This window comes from Saccharopolyspora sp. 6M, assembly GCF_020176775.1.
In the GTDB taxonomy this organism is placed as follows: Bacteria; Actinomycetota; Actinomycetes; order Mycobacteriales; family Pseudonocardiaceae; genus Saccharopolyspora_C; species Saccharopolyspora_C gregorii.
In genome coordinates, this window is sequence record NZ_JAIUJZ010000037.1 from 62,506 (window position 1) to 88,067 (window position 25,562).

At 70.9% G+C, this 25,562-nt stretch carries 17 protein-coding genes; 4 read left to right on the top strand and 13 right to left on the bottom strand.

The annotated features are described in order from the left end of the window. Positions 1–41: 41 nt before the first annotated feature. Positions 42–1,445 (top strand): PLP-dependent aminotransferase family protein, encoded by a 1,404-nt coding sequence (locus tag LCD31_RS06745; RefSeq protein ID WP_224956679.1) that lies wholly within the window; start codon positions 42–44, stop codon positions 1,443–1,445. Between the two features lie 123 nt (positions 1,446–1,568). Then, positions 1,569–2,072, top strand: a complete 504-nt coding sequence (locus tag LCD31_RS06750; protein WP_224956681.1) for a DUF6319 family protein — start codon at positions 1,569–1,571, stop codon at positions 2,070–2,072. Positions 2,073–2,163: 91 nt separating this feature from the next. On the opposite strand, the gene LCD31_RS06755 is transcribed toward LCD31_RS06750, so the two are convergent. After that, positions 2,164–2,742 carry a zinc-binding dehydrogenase gene (locus LCD31_RS06755; RefSeq protein WP_224956683.1) on the bottom strand — a complete coding sequence of 193 codons (579 nt, stop codon included), beginning with the start codon at positions 2,740–2,742 and terminating at the stop codon, positions 2,164–2,166. A 97-nt stretch (positions 2,743–2,839) separates the two neighbouring features. Between LCD31_RS06755 and LCD31_RS06760 the strand changes: the two genes are divergently transcribed. Next, entirely contained in the window at positions 2,840–3,175 is a 336-nt protein-coding gene (locus LCD31_RS06760) for a hypothetical protein (RefSeq protein ID WP_224956685.1), read from the top strand. A 374-nt stretch (positions 3,176–3,549) separates the two neighbouring features. On the opposite strand, the gene LCD31_RS06765 is transcribed toward LCD31_RS06760, so the two are convergent. After that, a complete protein-coding gene (locus LCD31_RS06765; protein ID WP_224956686.1) occupies positions 3,550–7,461 on the bottom strand; it encodes a DNA-directed RNA polymerase subunit beta' in 3,912 nt (1,303 codons plus the stop codon). 111 nt (positions 7,462–7,572) lie between these two features. Further along, a complete protein-coding gene (gene rpoB / locus LCD31_RS06770; RefSeq protein ID WP_224956687.1) occupies positions 7,573–11,055 on the bottom strand; it encodes a DNA-directed RNA polymerase subunit beta in 3,483 nt (1,160 codons plus the stop codon). Between the two features lie 748 nt (positions 11,056–11,803). Between rpoB and LCD31_RS06775 the strand changes: the two genes are divergently transcribed. Further along, positions 11,804–14,971 (top strand): CHAT domain-containing protein, encoded by a 3,168-nt coding sequence (locus tag LCD31_RS06775; protein ID WP_224956688.1) that lies wholly within the window; start codon positions 11,804–11,806, stop codon positions 14,969–14,971. Between the two features lie 71 nt (positions 14,972–15,042). On the opposite strand, the gene LCD31_RS06780 is transcribed toward LCD31_RS06775, so the two are convergent. The 10 genes from LCD31_RS06780 to LCD31_RS06825 are packed head-to-tail and all read right to left on the bottom strand — an operon-like array spanning position 15,043 to position 25,203. Beyond that, complete coding sequence (locus tag LCD31_RS06780) at positions 15,043–16,098, bottom strand: hypothetical protein (RefSeq protein WP_224956689.1); 1,056 nt, start codon at positions 16,096–16,098, stop codon at positions 15,043–15,045. Positions 16,099–16,144: 46 nt separating this feature from the next. Next, a complete protein-coding gene (locus LCD31_RS06785) occupies positions 16,145–16,699 on the bottom strand; it encodes a hypothetical protein (RefSeq protein WP_224956690.1) in 555 nt (184 codons plus the stop codon). 35 nt (positions 16,700–16,734) lie between these two features. Next, entirely contained in the window at positions 16,735–17,841 is a 1,107-nt protein-coding gene (locus LCD31_RS06790; RefSeq protein ID WP_224956691.1) for an MlaD family protein, read from the bottom strand. After that, entirely contained in the window at positions 17,841–19,037 is a 1,197-nt protein-coding gene (locus LCD31_RS06795) for an MCE family protein (protein ID WP_374201643.1), read from the bottom strand. Before LCD31_RS06795 ends, LCD31_RS06790 begins: the two co-directional genes overlap by 1 nt. Continuing rightward, positions 19,037–20,260 (bottom strand): MCE family protein, encoded by a 1,224-nt coding sequence (locus LCD31_RS06800; protein WP_224956693.1) that lies wholly within the window; start codon positions 20,258–20,260, stop codon positions 19,037–19,039. The genes LCD31_RS06795 and LCD31_RS06800 overlap by 1 nt, the downstream gene beginning before the upstream one ends. Then, positions 20,257–21,237 (bottom strand): MCE family protein, encoded by a 981-nt coding sequence (locus tag LCD31_RS06805; RefSeq protein WP_224956695.1) that lies wholly within the window; start codon positions 21,235–21,237, stop codon positions 20,257–20,259. Before LCD31_RS06805 ends, LCD31_RS06800 begins: the two co-directional genes overlap by 4 nt. Beyond that, complete coding sequence (locus tag LCD31_RS06810) at positions 21,234–22,259, bottom strand: MCE family protein (protein WP_224956697.1); 1,026 nt, start codon at positions 22,257–22,259, stop codon at positions 21,234–21,236. The genes LCD31_RS06805 and LCD31_RS06810 overlap by 4 nt, the downstream gene beginning before the upstream one ends. Beyond that, the gene (locus tag LCD31_RS06815) at positions 22,256–23,611 is read right to left on the bottom strand and encodes an MCE family protein (protein WP_224956699.1); all 1,356 of its coding nucleotides are present in this window, start codon (positions 23,609–23,611) and stop codon (positions 22,256–22,258) included. The genes LCD31_RS06810 and LCD31_RS06815 overlap by 4 nt, the downstream gene beginning before the upstream one ends. Next, positions 23,608–24,438, bottom strand: coding sequence for an MlaE family ABC transporter permease (locus LCD31_RS06820; RefSeq protein ID WP_373690092.1), 831 nt, complete (start codon positions 24,436–24,438; stop codon positions 23,608–23,610). The genes LCD31_RS06815 and LCD31_RS06820 overlap by 4 nt, the downstream gene beginning before the upstream one ends. Before the next feature lie 15 nt (positions 24,439–24,453). Then, entirely contained in the window at positions 24,454–25,203 is a 750-nt protein-coding gene (locus LCD31_RS06825) for an ABC transporter permease (RefSeq protein ID WP_224956703.1), read from the bottom strand. Positions 25,204–25,562: the final 359 nt, after the last annotated feature.

Sequence of the window (25,562 nt, forward strand, 5' to 3'; positions counted from 1 at the left end):
CGGGCCGGTTCCGCCGCCGGCGTTCGATAAGCTCGGCAGCCGTGAACCGCGAACGGTCCGGTTCGCTCGAATCCGGGCTGGACCTGCACCTGGACTGGTCGGGGCGGCCCGACAGCAGCACCCTCGCGGAGGCCCTGCGCGCGGCGATCCGCGACGGCCGCCTCGCCGCGGGAAGCCGCGTGCCCTCCACCCGCACCCTCGCCCACGACCTCGGCATCGCGCGCGGCACCGTGACCAGGGCGTACGCCCAGCTCGGCACCGAAGGGTTCCTGCTGTCCCGGCAAGGCGCGCCCACCACCGTCGCCGAGCGGCTCCGCAGCGGCGAACGCCCCGACCCGCCGGCGCCCCGCCTGACGGGCCGCGCGCCGCGCTGGGACTTCCGCCCGGGCAGGCCGAACCTGAGCGCCTTCCCGCGCAAGGACTGGCTGGCCGCGAGCCGCCGCGTGCTGCGCGCCATGCCCGCCGACGAGCTCGACTACGGCGATCCGCAGGGCCCGCTCGCGCTGCGCGAAGCGCTCACCGAATACCTGCGACGCGCCCGGGCCGTGCACACCACCCCCGATCGGCTGGTCGTCTGCAACGGCTACAGCGAGGCGCTCTCGCTGATCAGCAGGGTCCTGCGCGCCCGGGGCGACTCCTCGATCGACTTCGAGGACCCGTCGCTGCCGCACTTCCGCGACATCGCCGCCGAGGACGGGATGACCGTGCGCGGCGTCCCCGTCGACGACGGCGGCATCGACGTGTCCGCGCTGCGCAGCCCTGCCGTCGTCGTCACCCCCGCGCACCAGTTCCCGCTCGGCGTCACCATGCGGGCGCAGCGCCGCGCCGAGCTGATCCGCCGCGCCAAGGCCGACGGCGTGCTCGTCGTCGAGGACGACTACGACGGGGAGTTCCGCTTCGACCGCAAACCCGTCGGATCGCTGCAGGGCATGGCCCCGGACGCGGTGATCTACGCGGGCACCGCGAGCAAGACCCTCGCCCCCGCGCTGCGCATCGCCTGGCTGGCGCTGCCCGCCCGGCTGGTCGAACCGGTGCGGGCGATGCGCACCCACGGGCGGTTCGGGCCGCTGTTCGACCAGCTCGCGCTCGGCGAGCTGCTGCGATCCGGCGCCTACGACCAGCACGTGCGCCGGTCCCGGGCCGTGTACCGGGCGCGGCGCGAGCAGCTGCTGCACGGCCTGGACGGGTTGCGCGCCGGGCACCGGCGCTACCCGGCGGGCATCTCCGCCGGCCTGCACCTGACGTTGCGCCTCGACCCCGACGGTCCCGACGAGCAGCAGGTCCTCGCCCGAGCCCGCGCCCGCGGCGTCGAACTCGACGTGCTCGGCCCGTGGTGGGTGCGGCCCGGCGACCACCCCGCCGGAGTGGTGATCGGCTACGCCGCGCCCGCCGAGCACGCGTTCCGCCCCGCCTTGGCGGCGCTGCTCGACACGCTCGACCCATGACCACCACCGGCGCGGAGGCTCCCGCTACAGTGCCCACGCGCGCCGGTCCCCGCCCGCCGACACGGCGCAGGGGAACTGGTGTTCTATCCTGGGTCACCGACCGGCGCACAGCAAGGAGAATCCGTGGGCGAGCAGGAAGCAGACCAGGTGACCAGCGAAGAGACCCAAGGCGAGCAGGCATCGGCGCAGCCGGAGAACGGCACCGCCCAGGCCGAGGCGGACACCGCGCAGGCCGCGGCGACGCCGTCCGAGCCCGCCGCGGCGGCCCCGGCCCCGGCCGACGCCGCTCCGGCCGACGCGACGCCGGAGCCCGCGCCGAAGAAGACCCGCGCGCCCAAGAAGAGCACCGCCAAGAAGACCCGCACCGTCGAGCTCACGCTGACCGTGACCGGCACCGCGGAAGGCGAGTGGCAGGCCGAGCTGATGCACGCGGGCAAGCGCGTCGTGCAGGGCCTGCCGGTCCCGGCGGCCGCGGTCTCCAAGGCGGCGGCGGAACTCCACCAGGACATCTCCGAAGCCATCGAAGAGGTCCTGAGCGCCGCGCGCGAGCAGCACGAGGCGAAGCTCGCCGAGCTCGAAGCCGAGGTCGAGCGGGTCCGCAAGGCCCTGCTGGAGCTCGAGGGCTGACGACCGCACCGGTCGGCCGAGTCCCCGGACGCCGCCACCCCCGTTCCGGGGCGGACGCGGCGGGGGCACCCGGTTCGCGGCGCCGTCCCGATCAGAACTCCAGCACCAACCGGCCCCGCACCCCGCCGGCTTCCAGCGCGCGGTGCGCCTGCGCCGCCTCGCCCGCCGGGTAGGTCCGCGCCAGCCGCAGGGTCAGCACCCCTTCGTCCACCTGGGACCGCGGCCGGTCCAGCTCTTCCCACTCCTGCGCGTACTCGCGCCCCGCCACCGGCCGGTAGGTGATGCCGCGCTCCGCTCCGGCGGTGAAGAACCGCGCGGTCGAGATCCGGCCGCCGTCGCGCACCGCGGGCACCAGCCGGTCGTTGAGCAGCGCGCCGTCCGCGATCCCCGCCACCCCGGCCGGTGCCGCCTCGCGGATGCGTTCCGCCACGTCGTCCCCGCGCGCCACGACGACGTCCGCCCCGAGCGACCGGACCAGTTCCCGGTCCCGGTCGGCCGCGTCCGCGACGACCCGCAGCCCGTCGGCCTTCGCCAGCTGCACCACGCAACCCCCGAACGCCCCCGCGGCGCCGGTGACCGCGATCGCCTCGCCCGGCGCCGAGTCCAGGAGGTCCAGCGCCTGGCGGGCGGTGAGCGCGTTCATCGGCAGGGTCGCGCCGATCACTCGCATGCCCGGTGCAACCTGCCGCCGGGCCGCCGCTGTTCCGCCGGAGGACCACCCGCTCGTGTAGTGGCGAACGCGTGTTCGACTCCGGATGATCGGAGTCATGGACCCCAGACACCGCACCCACCGCAGGCTGCACCTCGTCCCGGCGGCGGCCGGCCCGGCCGCAGGGGGAACCGGTCCGCCGACGTCCACCGGCGCCGCGCCCGATCCCGGGAGCGGTGGCGGCGAGCGGTGGCCGTCCGCTCCCGAGCCGCTCACCGACGACCGCGTCGCCGAGTGCACCGATGCCGGGCTCGTCGCCGAGATCCGCGCGTGCGAGGCGTTGCGGCACCGCCTGCTGCACGACCAGCTGACCCTGCTCACCGAAGCACGCCGCCGGGGGCTCCGACTGCCCGCCGGCCCGTCGCCCGCCCGGTCCGGAGGAGCCCCGACATGATCGCCGGAACCACCACGATCGCGGCCGCGGTGCATCGCGCCGTCCGCTCCTGCACCACCGGTCTCCGAACGCTCGGCCGCGGGTTCGCGGCCACGCGCCCCGAACAGCGGGGGGGGGGGGCCGGGGCCCCCCCCGGGGGGCCCCCCCGGGGGGGGGGCGCGCCGCGGGGGGGGGGCGGGGGGGGGCCGCGGCCCGGGCCCGGCGCCCGGCCGCGCCCGGGGCGGGCCCCCCCCCCCCGCCCGATCCCCCCGCCGCCCCCGGCACCGCGGCCGGGGGGCCGGCCCCCCCCCCCCCCACCCCCGGGGGGGGCCCCCGCCCCCCCCGGGGGGGCCCCCTCCCGTGCACTGCTCCGCGACCTGCGGCCGCCTACCGGATCACCGGTAGTCGCGACCGAAGTCGTAGTCGTCCAGCGGCACCGCGGCACCGGTGCCTGCGCCGAACACGTCCGGCGTGTAGTAGCCGTCGTCGTAGGACGGGATCGCGTACGCCGCGGCCCGCGCCTCCTCGGTCGGCTGCACCTGGATGTTGCGGTAGCGGTTGATGCCGGTACCGGCCGGGATCAACTTACCGATGATCACGTTCTCCTTCAGGCCGACCAGCTTGTCACTCGCGCCCTCGATCGCGGCGTTCGTGAGGATGCGGGTCGTCTCCTGGAAGGAGGCCGCCGACAGCCAGGACTCCGTGGCCAGCGAGGCCTTGGTGATGCCCATCAGCACCGGACGGCCCGAAGCCGGGTCGCCGCCCTCGGCCACCACGCGGCGGTTCTCGCCCTCGAACTGCGAGCGCTCCACCGGCGAGCCGGGCAGGAACTCCGTCGCACCCGAGTCGATGATGATGACGCGCCGCAGCATCTGCCGGACGATGACCTCCACGTGCTTGTCGTGGATGCCGACGCCCTGCGAGCGGTAGACCTCCTGGACCTCGCGGACCAGGTGCAGCTGGGCCTCGCGGGGCCCCATCACGCGCAGCACCTCGTGCGGGTCGACGGCGCCTTCCAGCAGCTGCTGGCCGACGTCGACGTGGTCGCCGTCCGCGATCTGCCGCTCGCTGCCGTCCACCGAGATCGTCGCGAGCCGCTGCCGCTTGGACAGCTTGTCGTAGACGATCTCCTCGCTGCCGTCGTCCGGGATGACCGTGATCTTCCAGTACCGGTCGTTGTCCTCCATCCGGATCCGTCCGGGGGCGTCGGCGATCGGCGCCTTGCCCTTCGGGACCCGGGCTTCGAACAGCTCCGTGACACGCGGCAGACCGGTGGTGATGTCGTCACCGGCGACACCGCCCTGGTGGAAGGTGCGCATCGTCAGCTGCGTGCCGGGCTCACCGATCGACTGGGCGGCGACGATGCCGACGGCCTCGCCGACGTCCACCAGCTTGCCGGTGGCCATCGAGCGGCCGTAGCAGACCGCGCAGACGCCGACGCCGGACTCGCAGGTCAGCACGCTGCGGACCTTGACCTTGGAGATCTTGGCCGCGAGCAGCTTCTCGATCGCCGGGTCGCCCAGGTCGGAACCGCGGGCGAGCACGATGTTGCCGTCCGAGTCCGTGACGTCCTCGGCGGTCGTGCGGGCGTAGATGCTGGTCTCGACGTGCGCGTCGCGCAGCACCGTGCCGTCCGGCAGCACCTCGGCGATCGGCATCTTGATGCCGCGCTCGGTGCCGCAGTCGGTCTCCCGCACGATGACGTCCTGCGAGACGTCCACCAGACGACGGGTCAGGTAACCCGAGTCGGCGGTGCGCAGCGCCGTGTCGGCCAGACCCTTGCGGGCACCGTGGTTGGAGATGAAGTACTCCAGCACGGACAGGCCTTCGCGGTAGTTCGCCTTGATCGGGCGCGGGATGTACTCGCCCTTCGGGTTCGACACCAGGCCACGCATGCCGGCCAGCTGCACGACCTGGGTCATGTTGCCCGCCGCCCCGGACTTCACGATCATGCTGATCGAGTTGTCCTCGGGGAAGTTCTTCTCCATGGCCTCGGCGACCTCGTCCTTGGCCGCCGTCCAGACCTTGACGAGCTCCGCGTTGCGCTCCTGGTAGGACAGCGCACCACGGCGGTAGCGCTTCTCCACCTGCTCGGCGCGCTGCTCGTAGGAGTCGAGGATCTCGCTCTTCTGCGGCGGGACGACCACGTCGGAGATCGACACGGTCACGCCGGAACGGGTGGCCCAGTGGAAACCGGCGTCCTTCAGCTTGTCCAGCGTCTGGGCGACGGTGACCATCGGGTACCGCTCGGCGAGGTCGTTGACGATCGCCGCCTGCCGCTTCTTCGGCAGCAGGTCGTTGACGAACGGGTAGTCCTCGGGCAGGAGCTCGTTGAAGAACACCCGGCCGAGCGTGGTGTCGGCGAGCCACGGCTTGCCCGGCTCCCAGTCCTCCGGCGTGGCCTCCTTGGCGGGGACCACGTCGCGGAGCCGGATCCGGATCTTCGCCTGCAGCGAGAGCCCGCCGCGGTCGAAGGCCATGATGGCCTCGCCCACGGAGGAGAACGCCTGGCCTTCACCCGGTGCACCCTCGACCAGCCTGGTCAGGTGGTACAGGCCGGTGACCATGTCCAGACGCGGCATCGCCAGCGGGCGACCCGACGCGGGCGAGAGGATGTTGTTGCTGGACAGCATCAAGATCCGGGCCTCGGCCTGCGCCTCGGCCGACAGCGGCAGGTGCACCGCCATCTGGTCACCGTCGAAGTCGGCGTTGAACGCCTCGCACACCAGCGGGTGCAGCTGGATGGCCTTGCCTTCGACCAGCTGCGGCTCGAAGGCCTGGATGCCCAGGCGGTGCAGCGTGGGAGCACGGTTGAGCAGCACCGGGTGCTCGGCGATGACCTCTTCCAGCACGTCCCACACCTGCGGGCGCTGGCGCTCCACCATCCGCTTCGCGGACTTGATGTTCTGCGCGTGGTTGAGGTCCACCAGCCGCTTCATGACGAACGGCTTGAACAGCTCGACCGCCATCTCCTTCGGCAGGCCGCACTGGTGCAGCTTCAGCTGCGGGCCGACGACGATGACCGAACGGCCGGAGTAGTCGACGCGCTTGCCGAGCAGGTTCTGGCGGAAGCGGCCCTGCTTGCCCTTGAGCAGGTCGGACAGCGACTTCAGCGGCCGGTTGCCGGGCCCGGTGACCGGGCGCCCGCGACGACCGTTGTCGAACAGCGCGTCCACGGACTCCTGCAGCATCCGCTTCTCGTTGTTGACGATGATCTCGGGCGCGCCGAGGTCGATCAGTCGCTTGAGGCGGTTGTTGCGGTTGATGACCCGGCGGTACAGGTCGTTCAGGTCCGAGGTGGCGAAGCGGCCACCGTCGAGCTGGACCATCGGACGCAGGTCCGGCGGGATCACCGGCACGCAGTTGAGCACCATGCCGCCGGGGTTGTTCCCGGTGGCCTGGAACGCGGCGACGACCTTGAGCCGCTTGAGCGCGCGCAGCTTCTTCTGCCCCTTGCCGGAGCGGATCGTCTCGCGCAGCAGCTCGGCCTCGGCACCGATGTCGAAGTCCTGCAGCAGCGCCTGGATGGACTCGGCACCCATGCCGCCGGTGAAGTACTCGCCGTACCGGTCGTAGAGCTCGCGGTAGAGCATCTCGTCCGAGATCAGCTGACGGGGCTCCAGCTTGGTGAAGGTCTCCCAGATCTCGTCGAGCTTGTCGATGTCGCGCTGCGAGCGGTCGCGCAGCTGGCGCATCTCGCGCTCGCCGCCCTCCTTGACCTTGCGGCGCACGTCGCTCTTCGCACCCTCGGCCTCGAGCTCGGCCAGGTCGGCTTCGAGCTTCTGGGCACGGGCTTCGAGGTCCGCGTCACGCTGGTCGGAGACCCGCTTGCGCTCGACCGCCATCTCGTTCTCGAGCGTGGACAGGTCGTTGTGCCGCATCTCGGTGTTCACCGAAGTGATCACGTACGCGGCGAAGTAAATGATCTTTTCGAGATCCTTGGGAGCCAGGTCGAGCAGGTAGCCCAGCCGACTCGGAACGCCCTTGAAGTACCAGATGTGGGTCACCGAAGCGGCGAGCTCGATGTGCCCCATCCGCTCGCGGCGCACCTTGGCCCGGGTCACCTCGACGCCGCAGCGCTCGCAGATGATGCCCTTGAAGCGGACCCGCTTGTACTTGCCGCAGTAGCATTCCCAGTCGCGGGTCGGACCGAAGATCTTCTCGCAGAAGAGCCCGTCCTTCTCCGGCTTCAGGGTTCGGTAGTTGATCGTCTCGGGCTTCTTGACCTCGCCGAACGACCACTGGCGGATGTCGTCGGCCGTGGCGAGGCCGATGCGGAGTTCATCGAAGAAGTTGACGTCCAGCACGTCGGGTCTTCTCCCTTAGTCGAAAGGTCCGGCCGGCTACCGGCCGGGAATGCCAGGTTGGGTCGATGGCCGGTCCGCGGGCAGGCACATGCCCGCGGACCGGCGGCGAGGTCACTGAACGACGTCGTCCACCGAGGGGGACTCGTTCCGGGACAGGTTGATGCCGAGGTTCGCCGCGGCACGCTCCAGGTCCTCGTCGTCTCCGTCGCGCATCTCGATGGCAGCACCGTCCGTGGAGAGCACCTCCACGTTCAAGCACAGCGACTGCAGCTCCTTGAGGAGCACCTTGAACGACTCCGGGATACCCGGGTCCGGGATGTTCTCGCCCTTGACGATCGCCTCGTACACCTTCACGCGGCCGATGACGTCGTCGGACTTGATCGTCAGCAGCTCCTGCAGGGTGTACGCGGCACCGTAGGCCTGCATGGCCCAGCACTCCATCTCACCGAAGCGCTGACCACCGAACTGCGCCTTACCGCCCAGCGGCTGCTGGGTGATCATCGAGTACGGGCCGGTCGACCGGGCGTGGATCTTGTCGTCCACCAGGTGCGACAGCTTCAGGATGTACATGTAGCCGAGGGCCACCGGGTACGGGTACGGCTCCCCGCTGCGGCCGTCGAACAGCTGCGCCTTGCCGTTGGCCTTGACCATCCGCTCACCGTCGCGGTTCGGCAGGGTGGAGCCGAGCAGGCCGGTGATCTCCTCCTCGCGGGCACCGTCGAAGACGGGGCTGGCGGTGTTGGTGCCGGCCTCCACCTCGTAGAGGTCCGCGGGCAGGCGCTTGGCCCAGTCCGGGTCGCCGTCGATGGACCAGCCCTGCGAGGCGATCCACCCGAGGTGGGTCTCCAGCACCTGACCGATGTTCATCCGTCGCGGCACACCGTGGGTGTTCAGGATGATGTCGACCGGGGTGCCGTCCTCGGTGAACGGCATGTCCTCGATCGGCAGGATCTTGCCGATGACGCCCTTGTTGCCGTGCCGGCCGGCGAGCTTGTCGCCGTCCTGGATCTTGCGCTTCTGCGCCACGTAGACGCGGACCAGCTCGTTGACGCCCGGGGGCAGCTCGTCGTCCTCGTCGCGGTTGAAGACGCGGACGCCGATGACCTTGCCGGTCTCGCCGTGCGGCACCTTCAGCGAGGTGTCGCGGACTTCGCGGGCCTTCTCGCCGAAGATCGCGCGCAGCAGCCGCTCCTCCGGGGTCAGCTCGGTCTCGCCCTTCGGCGTGACCTTGCCGACCAGGATGTCGCCGCCCTGCACCTCGGCACCGATGCGGATGATGCCGCGCTCGTCGAGGTCGGCCAGCACGTCCTCGGAGACGTTCGGGATGTCCCGGGTGATCTCCTCGGCACCGAGCTTGGTGTCGCGGGCGTCGACCTCGTGCTCCTCGATGTGGATCGAGGTGAGCACGTCGTCCTGCACCAGGCGCTGGGACAGGATGATCGCGTCTTCGTAGTTGTGCCCCTCCCACGGCATGATGGCCACGCGCAGGTTCTTGCCCAGCGCCATCTCGCCGTTCTGGGTGCACGGCCCGTCCGCGATGACCTGACCGACCTCGACGCGATCGCCTTCGTTCACGATCGGCTTCTGGTTGGTGCAGGTGCCGTGGTTCGAGCGGTTGAACTTCTGCAGCCGGTAGGTGTGCCGGGTGCCGTCGTCGGCCATCACCGTCACGTAGTCGGCGCAGATCTCCTCGATCACACCGGCCTTGTCGGCGGTCACCACGTCACCGGCGTCGACGGCGGCGCGGAGCTCCATGCCGGTGCCGACCAGCGGGGACTCGCTGCGCAGCAGCGGCACCGCCTGGCGCTGCATGTTCGCGCCCATCAGCGCGCGGTTCGCGTCGTCGTGCTCGAGGAACGGGATCATCGCGGTCGCAGCGGAGACCATCTGCCGCGGCGAGACGTCCATGTAGTCGATCTCGGTCGGGGCGAGGAGCTCGACCTCGCCGCCCTTCCGGCGACCCAGCACGCGGTCGTCGAGGAACACGCCGTCGTCGTCGATCGGCGCGTTGGCCTGCGCCTTGACGTAGCGGTCCTCTTCGTCGGCGGTCAGGTAGTCGATCTGGTCGGTGACCCGGCCGTCGACGACCTTGCGGTACGGCGTCTCGATGAAGCCGAACGGGTTGACCCGCGCGAACGTGGCCAGCGAGCCGATCAGGCCGATGTTCGGGCCTTCCGGCGTCTCGATCGGGCACATGCGGCCGTAGTGCGAGGGGTGGACGTCGCGGACCTCCATGCCCGCGCGCTCCCGGGACAGACCGCCCGGACCGAGCGCGGAGAGCCGACGCTTGTGCGTCAGGCCCGCGATCGGGTTGGTCTGGTCCATGAACTGCGACAGCTGCGAGGTGCCGAAGAACTCGCGGATCGCCGCCACCACGGGACGGATGTTGATCAGCGTCTGCGGCGTGATCGCCTCGACGTCCTGGGTGGTCATCCGCTCGCGGACGACGCGCTCCATGCGGGACAGGCCGACGCGGACCTGGTTCTGGATCAGCTCGCCGACGGTGCGCAGGCGGCGGTTGCCGAAGTGGTCGATGTCGTCGACCTCGACCGGCACCTCCAGGTCGCCCTCGCCCATCGAGGTCTCGCCCGCGTGCAGGCGGACCAGGTACTCGATGGTGGTGACGATGTCGTCCTCGGTGAGGACGCCGGAGTCGAACGGCAGCTCCAGGCCCAGCTTCTTGTTGACCTTGTAGCGGCCGACGCGGGCCAGGTCGTAGCGCTTCTCCTTGAAGAACAGGTTCTCCAGGAGGGTCTGCGCGCTCTCCTTGGTCGGCGGTTCGCCCGGGCGCAGCTTGCGGTAGATGTCGAGCAGCGCCTCGTCCTGACCGGCGGTGTGGTCCTTCTCCAGCGTCGCCATCAGCGTCTCGGAGAAGCCGAACCGCTCGCGGATCGCCTCCGCGCTCCAGCCCAGGGCCTTCAGCAGCACCGTCACCGGCTGGCGGCGCTTGCGGTCGATGCGGACACCGACGGTGTCGCGCTTGTCGACGTCGAACTCCAGCCACGCACCGCGGCTGGGAATGATCTTGACGCTGTAGACGTCCTTGTCCGTCGTCTTGTCGACCGAGCTGTCGAAGTAGACGCCGGGCGAGCGCACGAGCTGGGACACCACGACGCGCTCGGTGCCGTTGATGATGAAGGTGCCCTTGTCGGTCATGACCGGGAAGTCACCCATGAACACCGTCTGGCTCTTGATCTCGCCAGTGGTGTGGTTGGTGAACTCCGCCGTGACGAACAGCGGGGCCGCGTAGGTCATGTCCTTGTCCTTGCACTCGTCAACCGAGGCCTTGACCTCGTCGAAGCGCGGATCCGTGAAGGACAGGGACATCGATCCGGAGAAGTCCTCGATCGGGGAGATCTCGCTGAGGACTTCTTCCAGGCCACCGACAGGGCTTTCGTCGCCGGCGTCGACCCGGCGCTGGAACCAGGCCTCGTCGCCGACAAGCCATTCGAAGGACTGGACCTGCAGATCGAGCAGATCAGGTACTTCCAACGGTTCGCGGATGTTCGCGAACGAGACCCGCCTGGGTGCCCCAGCGATCCCCGACGTGTAGTTGGAAGCTGCAGAGACCTTGGTCGCGCGGGAGACTGCCAAGATGCGTCCTTCCGGGACTCTGAACTGGCTACAGCCGCGTCAGGAGGCGTTGGCAACCAGCTAACACGACTGTCAAGGGTGCAATGGCGCCCACGATCCTAGATCCCGTCATGGGGAGGGCGGAAAGAGGGCAGCGCAAAGTAGCAGTCTAGACGCTACGACGCCACCTGTCGAGGGGCCCGCCGACGAACCGTCCCGGAAGTCGTCTGCGGAGCCGCACCTCGCGAGGCCCTGCCCGTGTTGGGAACCAGAGTGAACCCGCCGCCGCCGACAGTCAAGAGATCACGCTCCGATCACCCTCGTGGCGCAAGACACGATCACTACACGTGATCGCCAACAGGCCCGTTCCGCCTGGTCAAGGCTTCACCGAGTGGTAGTTCAGGCGACTTTCCGCCAGGGTCGGCGCCCGCCGGAACCGACCGCTCCGATCGCGCACAGCACTCGGATTCACCGGTTTCCGCCACCGGGGAGCACCCCGGTTCGCCTATGATCCAGAAAGCCGCCGGCGTTGTCGGCCATCTCACGCCGCAGGCCTCCGCCCAGGTGTTCCAGCGGGGAGTGCGGCCGGGAAACGCCGCCCGGCTGACCTCGCAGGGGGTCGCGGTTCGTGCACGGAGCGGGTGCACCGGTCCTCGACTCCCCGCAGCGAACGCACGGGCTATTCGGTACCGGTGAACATCGGTACGGTGAAACGCCCCGCGACGCCGCGACGCTGGTAGTCGTGTGAGCATGCCACAGGAGAATCGGGATGAATGACGATGCGGGTCGGCCGGACGAACTCGCCGACGGGCGAGCGCGTTCGACCGGGGATCAGCAGCGCGCCGATGCCGGAGCGTCGTGGTTCAGCTCCGCGGAGGGCCAGGCCGCGGCGGACCGCTCCGGCGGCCAGGCCCGGCCCAGCGCCCCCGCGGACACCACCCGAGCGACCGCCCAGGACCGCCCAAGCCCGCAGCAGCGGTACGCCGACGCCATCACCGCGATGAACGCCGTCATCTCCACCCTCGACTTCGAGCAGCTGCCCTGGGTGACCGAGGTGTTCCGCGCGACCGCGGGCGTGCTCGACGACCGCGATCCGGCGCGCGCGGGCGTGCTGAACAACCTCGGCAGCGCCGCCCAGCTGCGGTACTTGCAGAGCAAGCAGGTCGAGGACCTGGAGGACGCGGTCGGCTACTACCGGGACGCCTCGACCGGCGCGCACCAGGACGACCCCGACCTGGTGCTCTACCAGTGCAACCTGGCGCTGGCGCTGACCGAGCTCGCCGTCACCGGGGAGGACCCCGCGCACGCCGCGGAATCGGTGCGCGCGGCCCGGCTGGCCACCGAGCAGACGCCGCGGCGCGATCCGCGGCGGATCATGACCCTGGTCCGGCTGGCGAACGCATTGAAGACGCACGCGCGCCTCGCGGGCGACCCCCGCTCGGACGACGAGTCGATCGACGTGTTCCGGGAGGCGGCGCGGGCGGCCTCCCGCGGCGGGGGCACCGAGGCCGCGGAGCTGCGGATCAACCTGGGTGCCGCGCTGCTGCGCCGCTACCAGCGCAACGGCTCGGCGCAGGACCTGGACGAAGGCATCACGCACCTGCGGCGCGGGGCCGACGGGCTGGCCGACGGGGAGGCGCGCCGGGGAGCGCTGTGCCACCTGGCCAGCGCGTTGCGGCTGCGCTTCGAGCAGGCCGGGGACCTCGCCGACCTGGAGGCGGGCATCGGCGAGCTGATCGGCGTGCTGGGCGTGCTCAGCCCCGGGCACCCGCTGCTCGGGCGCGCTCTGGTGCTGCTGGCCGAATCGACCGCCGAGCACGTGGACAGCACCGGCGAGCCGGGCCCGCTGCGCCGCACGTTGCGCGCCTACGCGGTGAGCGCCCGCGGCATGGCGGCCGAGGACCCCGAGCGGTCGTTCGCGCTCGCCGGCTACGGGGCCTTGCTGCGCAGGCACTTCCTGCACGGCGCGGAGGCCGACGCGCTCGACACCGCGGTCGCCGCCGGGGAGGCGTCGGCCGAGGGATCGCTGGACGGCAAGGTGCTGCACTCGCTGGCGCTGACCCTGCTGACCCGCTACGAGAACAACGCGGACGAGGACGACCTGGACCGCGCCAAGCAGGTGTGCGACCAAGCGGCCACCGCGCCCGAGACCCCGCAGCACCTGGCGTGGGCGAAGCTCGGCGTGATCGCCGCGCACCGGTTCCGCCGCACCACCCGCACCGGCGAGTTGGAAGCCGCCGTGGAGTGGTTCGACCGCGCGCTGGAGGCGATGTCCGCCGACGCGCCGGAGCGGGCCGCCGTGGCCACCCACCTGGGCCGGGCCCTGCAGTCGCTGCACCAGCGCACCGGCAGGCGCCGGTTCTACCGCTGGGCGCGGCGGGTGCTCGCCGAGGCCGCCGCGCAGCCGTCCGCACCCGCCGATCAGCGGCTGCGGGCCGCGAGCCTGAACGGCAGGCTCGCCGCGGGTGCCCAGCGCTGGTCGGAGGCCGTGGAGTCGTTCACCACGGCGGTGGAACTGCTGCCGCTGGTCACCCGGGCGAAGCGGGCGGTGGCCGCCCCCGCGATGCAGCAGCGGTGGGCGCGGATCGCCGCGGACGCGGCCGCGTGCGCGGTGGAGAACGGCGAACCGGAGCGCGCCGTGGAGCTGCTGGAACACGGCCACGCCGCGCTGCTGTCGGACTTCCTGCCCGCGGGCGGCGAGCTCGGTGCGCTGCACCGCGACCACCCGGAGCTCGCCGACGAAGCCGTCCGGCTTCGCCGGCTGCTGGACCGGCCACCGGGCGAGCCCGCGCTCACCGACCCGGCGGAGGGCGGCGTGCTGCGCGCCCGGCTGGTCGACGCATGGGAAGACCTGCTGCGCGAGGTGCGCTCCGATCCGGCGCACGCGAACCACCTGCGGTTGCGCCCGTTCGCCGACCTCGCCGGGGAGGGCGAGGAGGGCTCGGTGGTGCTGGTCAACCTGAGCCGGTACCGCTCGGACGCGCTGGTGCTGGTCGCGGGCCGGGTGCTGACCGTCCCGCTGCCGGGCGCGGGCCCGGAGGCGGCCGCCGAGCAGGCCAGGGCCGGGTTAGGCGTGACCGACCAGCGCGATCAGCGCGCGCTGCTGGAGGCGCTGGACTGGGCGTGGCACAACGTCACCCGCCCGGTGCTGGACCGGATGGGATACGTGCAGCCGCCGGCGGAGGGCCAGCGCTGGCCGCGGCTGTGGTGGTGCGTGCTGGGGCCGCTGGGCTTCCTGCCGCTGCACGCGGCCGCGGCGCGGGACGGGGCGAGCACCCTGGACCGGGTGGTGTCCTCGTACGCCCCGACGCTGGGCGCGTTGAACGAGACCCGGCACCGGCCGGTCCCGGACCAGGGCCGGGCGCTGGTGGCGGCGGACTCGCTGGAGCCGGGCGCGCGGGAGCTGCCCAGGGAGAACCAGATCCTCGCCCGTTACTGGCCGGACGCGGAGGTGCTGTCCCCGGCGACGACGTCGGCCACGGAGCTGCAGCAGCTGCTGCCCGGCGCGGCGTGGGTGCACGTGTGCGAACCGAGCGCCCAGTACCCGGCGCAGCCCGCGGCCGGACTGGTGCTGGACCGGGAACCGCCGCAGCGGGGGCTGGGGCTGGTCGAGATGGGCCAGCTGGGCCTGCACCAGACGGAGTTCGGCTACCTGGGCCGCTGCTCGACCTTCGTGGACGCCCCGTCGGCGGCGGCGGTGCCGCTGGCGACGGCCCTGGGATTCGCGGGCTTCGCGCACGTCATCGGCTCGTTGTGGGAGGTCGACGAGGAGTGCGCGCTGGAGGTGCACTCGGAGGTCTACGAGGCGGTGTTCGGCGCGGAGGAGTTCGACACCGGTCGTTCCTCGCACGCCCTGCACGACGTGGCCCGGCGGCTGCGCGCCGAGTTCCCGGACATGCCGTCGCGCTGGTCGGCGCACCTGCACGTCGGGCCCTGATCGCGCTAGCCCAGACCGGCGGCTAGCCCAGATCGGCGAGCGCACCGGTGCGGGGCGCTCGCCGCGGGCGGTCAGTGCTGGCTGATGTTCGCGATCTTCCACTGGTCGCCGTGCCGCTCCGCGCTGATGACGACCTGCGCGGGCCCGACCGACGGTTCGCCGCCGATGTCGGTGCGGGTGGCGTTCTGGTCCACGAACAGCAGCACCTCGGCGCGGTCGCCTTCCAATCGGGTGACGCTGCTGGCCTTGACCGTGGTGGTGACGACCAGCTTCTGGATGGGCGCCTGCTGCTTGACGGTGGTGAACAGCTGCTCGTACTCACCGACGGCGCGGCCGACGAGCAGGTCCTTCGCCGCGCGCTCGGTCTTGCCGGTGTCGGCGAAGTCGTAGGAGAAGATCTTCTCGACGCCGTCGGTGATCTGCCCGTTCACCTCGCTGGTGCCTGCCTGGTCGGCGAGCGCCCGATTGCCGTAGAACGCGCCGTAGGCCTCGACGCCGAACCAGGTCGCGAGTCCGGCGAGCACGACGGTCACCGCGAGCAGGGCGGCGACGAGCCCGGTGTTCCCGCTCCGCTCGGCGTCGGCGCCGCCGTGCTCATCGGTGGGCTGGTCCGCTCCGGGCTCGGCCGCGCCGGACGGGTCGGCGGGTTCGGTGCCGGTCCGGTCGTCGGCGGGCAGGTCGGCGACGGCGTGGAAGCGCTGCTCGGTCCCGTCGGAGTCCGCTTCCCCGGAATCATCCGGTTCGAGGGCGTCGCCGGTGCCTGCGGGCTCGCCCTCCGAGGTGACCGTGGAGGACGCGGACCGAGCGGTCTCCTCGTCGGCGGCACCGGATTCCTCGTCGGCGGCACCGGATTCCTGGTCAGCAGCAACGGAATCCTGGTCGTCGGCACCGTCCTGCTCGACCGCAGCAGCCCGGTCACCGGCGGCCTCCCGCCCGGCCTCCGCGGCGGACTCCCGCACACCGGACGTCGAACCGTCCACATCGGACGATTCGGCACCCGCCGGCGTCGCCTCCTCCTCCGGCCGGTTCAACCCGATCCGCGAACCGGAGTTCTGCGAACCGGTGCGGTTGCGCTGACCGGCGACGCGCCGCCGCGACGTCGATCCGGGACGACGGGGATGGGGCACGGGAACCACTCCTAGTGCGTACGGGTTCGGCGGCTTGCTCGGGGGATCAGCCGACCGCGACGGGGCCGAGGACGCTGAGCTTCCAGTCCTGGCCCTCGCGGGTCAGTTCGGCCTGGTACCGGCTGCGCTTCTCGGCGGGCTGCTGGCCTTCCGGGGTGACGGTGACCTTCACCACCGCGATCATGCGGGCCTTGCCCGCGCGGTCGTTGAGCTCGGTGAGCCCGGCGGAGAGGACTTCCGCCTTGGTGACCGTCTTGGCCTGCGTGATGCTGTCGGCGTACTGCTGCCGCCCGCGCACCACGTCCTCGTGCAGCGGGCCGGTGGAGGACCGCTCCCACAGGTCGAGCCCGGGCTGCACGTCGCGGAAGTCCAGCGTGTTGAAGTTGATGATCGCCTGGGTGCCCGCCTGCAGCGCGTCGTCCCGTTCGGCCGCGTAGGCGGCGTTGCCGTTGCTGGCGGCGACGGCCCAGGTGATGCCGGTGACCAGGGCGGCCACCACGGCGACGGCCAGCGCGATTCCCGAGACCAGCACGGGCCACGGTCGTCTCGCGGTCGGGCGGTTCTCGGTCTCCGGGCCGGGTTCGGCCGCGTTCTCGGTCATCGGCTCACCTCGTTTCGCGGTGCCGTCGGGCTGGCTCACTGTCCGGGGGCGTTCTGAGCGCCGCGCACGTTGATCGGGCTGCCCGGCGGCTCCGCACAGTGTGCATCAGTGTTCAGCGGTGTCGGCGCCAGGTCGTTGCCCGCACGCTTCTGGGTCGCTTCGTAACCGGCCGTGCACGGCAGCGGGTCGAAGATGTTCAGCGCCAGCCCGAAGTGGGCGGTGCCGTCGCCGGGCACCACGCTGTAGCCGCCAGCGGAGACCATCGGGTAGGTGACCAGCAGCTGCTCGATCCCATCGGTGTTCGCGGCGAGCAGGTCGGTGGTGCTGGTGAGGTTCCGCACCAGGGTGCCGAGCTGCGGCCCGGTCTCGTTGAGCAGCCCGCTGACCTGGCGCGCGGCGGGCGGCGCCTGCTTGATCAGGTTGCGGATGTCCGGGTCGGAGCTGCGCAGCTGCTCGGCCAGCAACCGCAGGTCGGAGCTGTAGGAGCGGATAGCGGAGCCCTGCTCGTTCTGGGTGGCGAGCACGGTGGTGCCGTCCTCCAGCAGCTTCCGGGTCTGCGGCAGGTGCTGCTGGGCTTCGGTGGTGAACTCGCGCGTGGTGTCGAGCACCCGCTGCAGGTTGCCGCCGTTGTTGCGGAACGCGGTGCCGAGCTCGTCGACGACGGTCCGCAGCGAGTCCGGGGGCACCGACTTGGAGAAGTCGTCCAGGTTGGTCATGAGCTCTTCGACCGGCAGCGGCGTGCTGGTGGCCTGCCGCTCGATGACCGACCCGTCCTTCAGGTACGGCCCGGAGCCGGTCCGGGGCCGCAGGTCGACGTACTGCTCGCCGACGGCGGACCGGTTGGTGACGACGGCGTCCACGTCCCGCGGGATGCGGTCGTGGCCCGCGTCGATGTCCAAGGGCACTTCGATGCCGTCGGAGGTCAGCTTCATCTCCCCGACGCGTCCGATGGGCACGCCCCGGTAGGTGACCTCGGCGTTGTCGAAGATGCCGCCGGAATCGGCGAGGTTCATGGTCACCACGTAGCCGCGGGGGCCGAGCAGCCGGTCCAGCCCGGCGTAGCGGGCGCCCGCGTAACCGATGCCGACGAACGCGATCACCACGAACGCGATGACCTGCAGGCGGGTTTTGCGCGTGAGCATCAGTCATCGCCTCCGAACAGGAAGTCGAGCAGCCCGCCGTCCTTCTCGTCCGGTTCGGTGCTCGGCTCGGTGGACGTCTCCGGGGGCGGCTGCGGGGCCGCGGTGCCGGGCTGGGGCTGCGGTTGCAGCGGCAGCGGCGGGGCGCCGGGCAGCTGGACCAGCGGCTGCCGGGAGCGGCCGATGTTGCCGAGGATGTTGGTGAGGTTGAGGTCCGCGTCGATGTACAGGTTGGTGTAGTCGCCCTTGATGCCCTGCACGGCGCCGTCGGTGAACGGGTAGGTCAGCAGGATCTCGAAGGACTTCGGCAGGTCGTCGCCCGCGGCTTCGAGCTGCGCGAGCGTCGGCTGCAGCGCCTGCAGGTTGTGCACCAGGTCGTCCTGGCTGCGGTTGACCACGTCGGTGGCGACCCCGGAGAGCTCGTCCAGCGACTGCAGCATGGTGACCAGCTGGGTCCGCTGGTCGTTGAGCACCTTCAGCCCGGGTTCGAGGTCGCGCAGCGCGGTGTCGATGTTGCCGCGCTGCGCGTCGAGGCTGGCGGAGAGCCGGTTGACGCTGTCCAGCGCGCGGGTGATGTCGTCGCGCTGCGCGTCGAGCCCGGCGACGAGTTCGTCGAGGTTTCCGAGCAGGCTGCGGGCGTCGGCCTCGCGCCCGTCGAGGGCGGTGTTGAGCTCGCGGGTGATGTTCTGCAGCTGGGCGACGCCGCCGCCGTTGAGCAGCAGGGACAGCGCACCGAGGACTTCTTCGACCTCGGGGTTGCGGCCGCTGCGGTCCAGACTGATCACGTCGCCGTTGATGAGCCGGCCCTGCGGTGCTTCCGGTGCGGGCGGCGCGGCGAGTTCGACGTACTTCTCGCCGAGCAGGCTGGACTGGCGGAGCCGGGCGATGGCGTTGCCGGGCAGCTTCACGTCCCGGTTGACCTCCAGGACGGCTTCGGCGTCCCAGGAGCCGTCGGCGAGCCCGATCGTGCTGACCCGCCCGACGGGCACGTCGTTGACCCGCACCCCGGCGTTGGGCACCAGGTCGAGCACGTCGTCGAAGCGCACCTTCACCCGGTAGGGCTTGTCGCCGAGGTCGGCGCCACCGGGCAGGGGTAAGCCGGAGACGCCGGTGAACCCGCAGCCGCTCACCAGCACGAGCGCGCTGGTGGCGAGGGCGAGGACCTTCCCGGCACGGCGGGCCGGGGTTGCACGGCCGATCACTGGCCACCTCCGGTGACGAGCGGGGTGCCGACGCCGCCGAGCGGCAGCGCCGGGTCGCCGGTGGCCGCGCCGTTCTGCTGCGCGGGCGGGTTGCCCTGCGCCTGCGAGAGCAGGTCGGCGATGCTGGTGAACGGCAGGATCCCGTCCAGCACCGGCTGGATCGCGTTGCACGCGTCGAGCACGTTGTCCGGCAGTTGCAGCGGGGTTCCGGCGGTGGGCTGGCGGACGAGCTTGCACACCCCCACCAGCGGCGGCTCGTTCAGCTCGTTGATGACCGCGCGGGTGTCGAGGGTCCCGGAGGCGGCGTTGTAGGAGTTCTGCAGGTTGCCCAGCGCCAGCGGCGCGTCCCGCAGCGATTCGGACAGGGCCGCCTTCTGGTTCACCAGCACTTGGGCGACGCCGTTGAGCTGGTCCACGTTGGACTTGAGCTGCCCGCGGTTCTCCCGCACGAACTGCTCGACCTTGCCGAGCGCGACGGCGAGTTCGGCGAAGGACGCGCCGAGGTCCTCCCGCTCCCCCGCCAGCAACGAGCTGACGTCCTGCATCTGGGTGTTGAACCGGCGCACCTGCTCGTCGTTGTCGTTGAGCATGGTGGTGAACCGCTGCAGGTTGTCGACGGTGGCGAACAGGTCCTTGCTGCTGCCGGAGAGCGTGCTGCCCGCCTGGCCGAGGTGCTGCAGCGTGTCGGCGAGCGCCTGGCCGTTGCCGTCGAGGTTGGCGGCACCGGTGTCGAGCAGCCGGGTCAGCGCCCCGTCCTTGTTCGCGCCGTCCGGCCCGAGCGCCGCGGTGATGTCGTTGAGGCTGCGGTACACCTCGTCGAGCTCGACGGGGGTGGCGGTGCGCTCCTTCGGGATGACGGCGCCGTCGGCTAGCTTCGGCCCTCCCTTGTAGACCGGGGCGAGCTGCACGTACCGGTCGCTGACGACGCTCGGCGAGACGAGCACCGCGTTCACCTCGGCGGGCACGTCCACGTCGCGGTCCAGCGACATGGTGACCTTCACGGTCTGCCCGTGCGGTTCGACCTGGTCGACGGTGCCCATCGGGACGCCGAGCATCCGCACGTCCCCACCGGGGTAGACGCCGACCGCGGCGGAGAAGTAGGCGGTGACGCGCTTCTCGTTCGCCCCGTAGAACAGCCACCACACGGCACCGGTGGCCAGCAGCGCCACCGCGCAGGCGATCGCGATCATGCTGGTGAGGGGTGGTTTCCGGGTGCTCATGGCTTGCAGCCCTCCGGGTTGATCGGGCCGACGCTGGGCGGCAGCAGACCGCAGATGTAGGTGTCGAACCAGCGGCCGGTGCCGAGCACGTTCGAGAACACCCGGGTGAACGGGCCGAACGCCTCGATGCTGCGGTCGAGGTTGTCCTGGTTGCGCTGCAGCATCTTGGTGACCTTGTCCAGCTGGGCCAGGGTCGGTCCGAGCTGCGCCTGGTTGTCGTCGACGAGTCCGCTCAGCTGGGCGGAGAGGGCCCGGGTGCCGTCGAGCAGCGAGCTGATCTGGTCGCGCCGCTCGCGGACCTCCTGCAGCAGCAGGTTCCCGTCGGCGAGCAGCTTCTCGAACTCGGCGTTGCGGTCGGCGACGGTGCGGGAGACGTTCGCGGTGTTCGCCAGCAGCTCCTTGAGCTGCTGGTCGCGGGAGGAGATGGTCTGCGACAGCGCGGACAGCCCGTTGAGCGCGCCGCGCACGTCGTCGGGGGTGTCGGAGAACGTGTCGGACAGCGTCTGGAAGCTCTCGGCGAGCTGCTCGGTGTCGATGCTGCCGACGGTGCGCTGCAGGCCGCTGAACGCCTCGATCACGTCGTAGGGAGCCATGGTCCGGTTCAGCGGGATCGGGTCCGAACCGGACTGCTCGCGGTCACCGCGCGGATCCAGCGCCAGGTACTTCTGCCCCAGCAAGGTCTTGATCTTGATGGCGGCGGTGGTGTTGTTCCCGATCCAGGTGTCCTTGACCCGGAACGAGACGGCCACGTGGTCGCCTTCGAGCTCGACGGAGCTGACGGTGCCGACCTTCACCCCGGCCACCCGGACCTCGTTGTCCGGCATCAGCCCGGCGGCCTCGCTGAAGTTCGCCTGGTAGCTGGTGCCGCTGATCAGCGGCAGCCGCTCGAAGTTCATCGCGATGACGAACCCGATCAGCAGCACCAGCAGGCCGGCGACGCCGATCTTCAGCGGATCGCGTTTCTGGAAAGACGTCATCCTTGGCACCTCGGCTGGGTCACGGGCATCAGCGGCAGCGGGATGTTGACGTCGCCGATGCCGACCTTCCCGGACAGCCCGCACAGGAAGAAGTTGAACCAGGCGCCGTGCGTACCGGTGCGCGTGATCGTCTCCAGCTTGTCGGGCATGTTCTGGAGGGTCCGCTCGGTGATGTCCTCGTTGTCGTTGAGGTTCTTGGACAGCTCGCCGAGCCCGGCGATGTCCTGCTGCAGCGGCGGTCGCGCCTCGGTCAGCAGGCCGGCGGTGGTGTTGGTGAGCCCGTCCAGCGCGCCCACCGCGTCCCCGATGGACTCGCGGTCCTCGGACAGCCCGGACACGACCTGCTGGAGCTGCACGATCAGGCCGGACAGCTGGTCGTCGCGGGCGTTGACGGTGCCGAGCACGTTGTTCAGGTTGGTGACGACCTCGCCGATCACCTGGTCCTTCGCGGCGAGCGTGGAGGTCAGCGACGCGGTGTGCGACAGCAGGCTCTGCACCGTGCCGCCCTCGCCCTGCAGGACCTGGATGATCTCGTAGGACAACTTGTTCACGTCGTCCGGCGACAGCGCCTGGAACAGCGGTTTGAACCCGCCGAGCAGCACCGTGAGGTCCAGCGCCGGTTTGGTCTGGGCGAGCGGGATGGTGCCGCCCGCGGGCAGGTAGTCGTTCGGCGCGCCCGCGCCCTGCTCCAGCGCCACGTAGCGCTGCCCCACCAGGTTCCGGTACTTGATCGTCGCCCGGACCGACTTGGGCAGCTTGCGCTCCGAGACGCTGAACTCGACCTCGGCGGTCCGCCGGTCCACCACCTGCACGTCCTCGACCTGGCCGACCTTGACGCCGGAGATGCGGACCTCGTCGCCCACGTTGAGGGCGGTCGCGTCGGTGAACCGGGCCTTGTAGTTCTCCGCGGACCGCAGGTCGTTGTTCGCGATGGTGATCACCAGGACCCCGGTCGCCAGCAACGTGACGAGCACGAAGATGCCGAACTTGACCAGGGGGCCGAAGACGCCGCGCGCGTTCACCGGTAGCTCACCTCCGCTCCGCGCAGGACCGGGCCCACCAGCAGCGAACCCCAGCCGGGCACGTTCTGGGCGGGCTCACCGATCGTGGGTGCCAGCACCGTCGAGACCATGTCCCGTTCGGCCGGCGAGTTCTGCACTCCGAGGTCGTCGGAGGCGGGCGCCGCCTGCGGCGTGGTGCTCGCGGGAGCACCGCCGCTGGGCAGCAGGCCGTCGTTGCCGGTGCGGGACGCCGGCGGCGGCACCGAACCGTCGTTGAGCGGGCCGTCCGGCGGGTACTGCGGGAAGGGCTTGGGGCCGTTCACGAAGTCGTAGCAGCGCGGGCCGCGCTTGTCGCCGTACACCGGCTCGTCCTGGTTCGGGACGTACTTGCCGCGGTTCGGCACGATCTCCAGCGTGATGTGCAGGCCCGGTTCCTCCGTGCCCACGCCGAACGCCTGGTCGATCAGCGGCACGTAGTCGGCCATGCCCTTGAGGAAGCAGGGGAACGCCGGGGAGTACTTCGCGAGCACGTCCGCGGTGGGCCGCGCCGACTCGCCGAGCCGGATCAGGTCGTCGCCGTTGGCTTCGAGGAACCCGGTCGCGTCGTTCGACGTGGTCGTCAGCTGCGAGGTGAGCCCGCGCAGGTCCTCCTGCTGGTCCACCAACGTCCGCGAGGTCTGCGACAGATCACCCAGCGCCGCCAGCACGTCCGGCGCCGCCTGCTCGTAGGTCTCCGCCACCCCGACCAGCTGCCGCAGGTTCTCCTGCAACTGCGGCACCGACGGGTTCAACCCCGCCACGTACTCGTTCAACCGCGAGATCGTGTCCCCGATCGACTCACCACGACCGTCCAACGCCTGGCTCAACGAATTCAACGTCACCGCCAGATCGTCCGGGTGGATCGCCTCCAGCACCGGCATCGTGTCCGCCAGCACCGTCTCCAACTCCACCGACGCCCGCGTCCGATCCTGCGAGATCACATCACCCGAAGCCAACCGCACCGACGACGCCCGCTCCGGCACGTCCAACGACACGTACCGCTCCCCGAACAACGTCCGCGGCAACAACCGCGCCGACACGTTCGACGGCAACAACCGCGCCTTCTCCGGCTCCAACGCCAAGTGCAACTCCGCACCGCCGTCGACAGGCCGCACCTCGGAGACCCGGCCGATGATCATGCCGCGGGCTTTGACGTCCGAGTCCGGCATCAGCTGGTTCCCGGTGGACGCCGCCTTCAGCACCACGTTCACAGTGGACTCGAAGGCCCGCTGGTAGGTGGCGATCGAGAACGCCAGGAACAGCACGATGACCATCAGCAGCGCCAGGCCGAGCAGCCTGCGCCGCACCGTGAGCAGTGCCGTGCGAGTACTCATCCCGTGATCCGAACCGTCGTCGTGGTGCCCCAGATCGCGAGGCTGAGGAAGAAGTCGAGCAGGGCCGTCGTCACGATCGCGGTGCGCACCGCGCGCCCCACCGCGACGCCGACGCCCGCCGGACCGCCGCTGGCCCGGTAGCCGTAGTAGCAGTGCGTCATGATCACCACGACGCTGAAGACCAGCACCTTCCCGAAGGACCACAGCACGTCCTCCGGTGGGAGGAACAGGTTGAAGTAGTGGTCGTAGGTGCCCGCCGACTGCCCGTACAGCTGCACCGTCACCGTCCGCGCCGCCAGGTACGAGGTGAGCAGCCCCAGCACGTACAGCGGCACCACCGCCACGAACCCGGCCATCACCCGGGTCGTCACCAGGTACGGCAGGCTCGGCACGCCCATGACCTCCAGCGCGTCGATCTCGTCGGAGATCCGCATCGCGCCGAGCTGCGCGGTGAACCCGGACCCGACCGTCGCCGACAGCGCCAGCCCGGCGACCAGCGGCGCGATCTCGCGGGTGTTGAAGTAGGCCGAGACGAACCCGGCGAACGCCGAGGTGCCCAGCTGGTTCAGCGCCGCGTAGCCCTGCAGGCCCACCACGGTGCCGGTGAACAGCGTCATGCCGATCATCACGCCGACCGTGCCGCCGATCACCGCGAGCGCCCCGCTACCGAAGCTGACCTCGGTCAGCAGCCGCAGCGTCTCCTTGGCGTAGCGGGTGACGGACTTCGGGATCCAGCCCAGCGTCCGCAGGTAGAACGACATCTGGTCGCCCAGATCGTCGAGCATCTGAAGTGGCCGTCGAGCCACGCTCTTCACGCGCTGCGTCATCGTCGTCATGCCCGCTCACATCCCCTTGGGCGGCACGACCTGCAGGTAGATCGTGGTCAGAATGAAGTTCACCGCGAACAGCAGCAGGAAGGTGATCACCACGGCCTGGTTCACCGCGTCGCCCACGCCCTTCGGCCCGGGCGGCGGGTTCAACCCGCGGTAGGCCGCGACCACGCCCGCCAGGAAACCGAAGATCAAGGCCTTGAGCTCGCTGATCCACACGTCCGGCAGCTGCGCCAGCGCGTTGAAGCTCGCCATGTAGGCGCCGGGCGTACCGCCCTGCATGATCACGTTGAAGAAGTAGCCGCCGAGCACGCCGACGACGCTGACCATGCCGTTGAGCAGCACCGCCACCAGGATCGCCGCCAGCACCCGCGGCACCACCAGCCGCTGCACCACGGAGACGCCGAGCACCTCCATCGCGTCGATCTCGTCGCGGATCTTCCGCGAGCCGAGGTCGGCGCAGATCGCCGAACCACCGGCACCGGCGATCAGCAGCGCCGTCACGATCGGGCTGGCCTGCTGGATGATCGCCAGCACGCTCGCGCCACCGGTGAACGACTGGGCGCCGATCTGGCGGGTCAGCGAACCCAGCTGCAGCGCGATGACCGCGCCGAACGGGATCGCCACCAGCGCGGTGGGCAGGATGGTCACGCTGGCGATGAACCAGCACTGCTGGATGAACTCACGGAACTGGAACGGCCGGCTCGGGATGGACCGGACCACGTCCAGTCCCAGTGCGAACAACCGGCCCGTCTCGCGCAATGCTCCCGATCCCGGGAAGGATCGTGCGCTGCTCGCCCGCGATCGCGTGGGCGGTGCGCTCACTGCTCACCACCTTTGCGGCGTCCGAACCAGCGGCGGCGCGCGCTCACCGGTTCGTCATCGGGCTGGAAACCGGACTGCAGCGGCGGTTCCCCGCGCGGGCGGGGCCGCGGCGAGGGGCGCGCCCCGTGTCCGGGTTGGGCGGGTCCGTGCGAACCCGGGGTCTGAGCGGGCCTGCCCTGCGGGGCGGGCGCCGGTTGCTGCCGGGTGTTTTTCGGGTCGCCTACGCGGGGTGCGATCGGCTGCCACAGTTTCCCGGTTTCGGGCAGGCCGCCGTAGTCCGGTGGTTCGTGCAGCGC